This window comes from Pseudomonas frederiksbergensis, assembly GCF_017114915.1.
Classification (GTDB): domain Bacteria; phylum Pseudomonadota; class Gammaproteobacteria; order Pseudomonadales; family Pseudomonadaceae; genus Aquipseudomonas; species Aquipseudomonas frederiksbergensis_I.
Genome location: NZ_JAAUOE010000093.1, coordinates 1 through 2,868 on the forward strand (window position 1 = coordinate 1; position 2,868 = coordinate 2,868).

Annotated in this window: 4 protein-coding genes; all 4 read right to left on the minus strand. The window is 36.3% G+C overall.

The features are described 5' to 3' along the window. On the minus strand, window positions 1-383 hold a 383-nt coding region (locus HCU66_RS26795), incomplete at its 3' end, for a glycosyltransferase (protein WP_205891363.1). Between the two features lie 52 nt (window positions 384-435). After that, complete coding sequence (locus HCU66_RS26800; protein WP_205891364.1) at window positions 436-1,662, minus strand: hypothetical protein; 1,227 nt, start codon at window positions 1,660-1,662, stop codon at window positions 436-438. 434 nt (window positions 1,663-2,096) lie between these two features. Continuing rightward, complete coding sequence (locus HCU66_RS27285; protein WP_241015712.1) at window positions 2,097-2,564, minus strand: glycosyltransferase family 2 protein; 468 nt, start codon at window positions 2,562-2,564, stop codon at window positions 2,097-2,099. 107 nt (window positions 2,565-2,671) lie between these two features. Further along, on the minus strand, window positions 2,672-2,868 hold a 197-nt coding region (locus HCU66_RS26810; RefSeq protein ID WP_205891365.1), incomplete at its 5' end, for a hypothetical protein.

The window sequence follows — 2,868 nt, forward strand, 5'->3', positions numbered from 1 at the left end:
TCTGTAAATACAAGTTGGGGATCTTTGCTTGGAGTAAATGCTTGGATGGTAATAGCGACCTTTTCAGGGAGCCAGACATCGTCTTGATCGGAAAACATAAAATATTCATTTTTAACGTGTTTAAGGAGCAATGCGAATGATTTTGCTGAGCCTTGATTCCCAAAATCATCATGAATATATTTTATTCTACTATCTTTTTGTGAGTATACGCTAATTAAGCTCATCGTATTGTCGGTCGAACCATCATCTCTGATGAGCAACTCCCAATTCTTATATGATTGATTCAATATCGAATCAAGTTGCTCCACAAGAAAATCTTCACCATTATAAGTTGACATCAAAATTGTTACTGCTGGCTCGTTAGTTTCAAAGTTGAGTTTCACTTAATTCACCACTTGTAAAATTGAATTTGGCATAAAGACAAAGAGCCCTGGACTATTCAGGCTTAACTCTAAAAAACAAATAGAACAACACATACGAAACTGATGATGTCATTATAAATAAGTAAGGATTTGTCATTCCAGAAACCAACCACAATCCATACAGTATTATTAGATACAAAGCCTCCTTGCTCTTCACTGCGCCAGCTCTAAGCGTTAAGGCGGAAGCTGGGATAATTAATATTAACCCTATAGCAAGCACCAGTAACCCAACAACACCTAACTGCATGAGCAGTGCTGCCCACTGGACTTCGTAGAGATAAGGCTGATAAGGGCTTCTTATAAATGTTTGAATATAGCCGCCAAGCCCATTACCAAATACGATATGATTCTGAGCCTCTGTTATTAGCAAAGCAGCCTGCTGATTTTTCATATCAATAGATGTTGAGTCCTGCGACCGTATATTTATGATTTCATTTAGCCAATCTATATTTAAAATCAAAACATATGCACAGGTAAATAAAAACGCAGAAACAGAGGCGATTTTTATATTCCCCTTCACTATTATTATGTAGCCAACCAAAATGTATGCATTGAGAATCCATATATACCTAGTAAACCCAAGCGATGTCGAAACCATTGCGATGATGATATATAAATAAGTAAACTTATACGAAAAGATCTTATGATCCGAAAACAACAAAACGAAAGATGCGACAAAAGGTATTATGATGTCATTTCCGAATGAAATCCTGGCAATTGCTGCATCTTCTGACCAGAAACTTACAACCGAAGATCCTATAAAATCGCGTATGAGTGCCTGAAGCGCTCGAACGTTGATAAAACCAAATACAGTAGAAAAAATAAGCAACGTTTTAAAAACGCTATATACGAAAGAGGCGTAGACGATTGCTTTAAAAAGCTCCTTCAAACTTATAGTTTTTGACCTGACAGCGATCAGCATAAAAAACACTGAAAGCAAAAAACCAAAGTAAGAGAAAAGCGCACGACTGTGATATTCATTATAATTAGTTACAGCTATTGAGCTTAAAAAAGCTGTCAACAGTATCGTGATCCAAACCACTAACCAGATTAATAGGTTTTTCGTGGCTTTGTTGGTTGCTCCTTTTATAGTGATTTTGTAGCAAAGATATAAAACTGCAAAAGCAAAAGACCCAATCTTTATTGGTAGGAAGCTTGAAGCGGGCAATACGATCAATGCATACAAATAAAAATGTATTGGTGAAATCTGACTCCTGATCAAGCTCAACAAATTATTCATTTTTTATATATCAATATTATTAATACGTTGAGTTAGGTATTGAAATACGGGTTTTATATTTTTTTTAAGCCAGCAATTCTTTATCATATCTAAAATCGTGAATTTCTTTTGAATTAGTCGGATTTTTGATTGAAGTAAATACGTTGATTTTTTGTCATAATGCTTTTTATTCCTTTGAAATAATGCGTCAAGCGCCGTACTAAATGTCATATTCCGAGACACTCTATTCGTGTCCAGATCATCGTGATGCATGATGTAAAGTGAGTGGGATACCCTAAAGCCTTGGCCGTACTGCTTGGATAATCGGAGCCACGTGTCCCAATCTTGAAGTCTCTTAACGCTAGTATCAAAACCTCCTATTGACTTCAAATATTCGGTTTTAGTGAAAATTTGATTTGATGCAATATTATCAAGTAAAAGATCATCAGGTTTTACTATCCTGNAATATTATCAAGTAAAAGATCATCAGGTTTTACTATCCTGGAGCCCCCTTTATAATATTTGTTGCGTTTCCCACTTGCGTACTGATCAGTATGATTGCTGCAAATAAACGCATATTCGGACTTCCAATGTTGTAGCAACATTGAAATTCTATTCGGATGAAACTCGTCGTCATCATCCAAGCCTGTGACAAACTCTCCTCTTGCAGAAAATATACCGAGATTTCGAGCGCTGCATGCTCCTTTGGGAGTGTCATTTCGTTTGTATAGAACGCTAGGAGAATCTAGTATTAATTGCCGCATATACTCTTGGGTGCCATCAGTCGAACCGTCATCGCATATAATGATTTCTATATACGGATAATCTTGATTTAGAACAGAGTTAATCGCTCGTTGCAATTTGTTAAGTCGATTGTGTGTAGAAATATATACAGAGACCAACGGCAAAACCGCCTTATTCATTCATACTCCTCCAGCGACTATACTATTAAGTAGGCTTCGGACTTCAACAGCTCGCCCCCCCCTACTTTAAAATTTATTACATTTACTTTCAAGTTATTGCGATTTTATCAGTTAAATATGGCAGATATCGTCGTATCTATGCGCATTCTATTTTGCTCAACAGCGTTTTCAAAATTCAACTGGGTTTGTTTACTATTGGCTATGGACTCTCTTAATTTTTTTGTGCATTGGTCAGTATCTTCAAGACTATTGACGATGCACGCATCAATTTTGTTATCTGCGAACAGATTGGCGATTTTTTTAT

Excerpts from the sequence above, each read along its gene's own strand:
- HCU66_RS26800 (WP_205891364.1), bottom strand. The coding sequence starts at position 1,662 with ATGAATAATTTGTTGAGCTTGATCAGGAGTCAGATTTCACCAATACAT.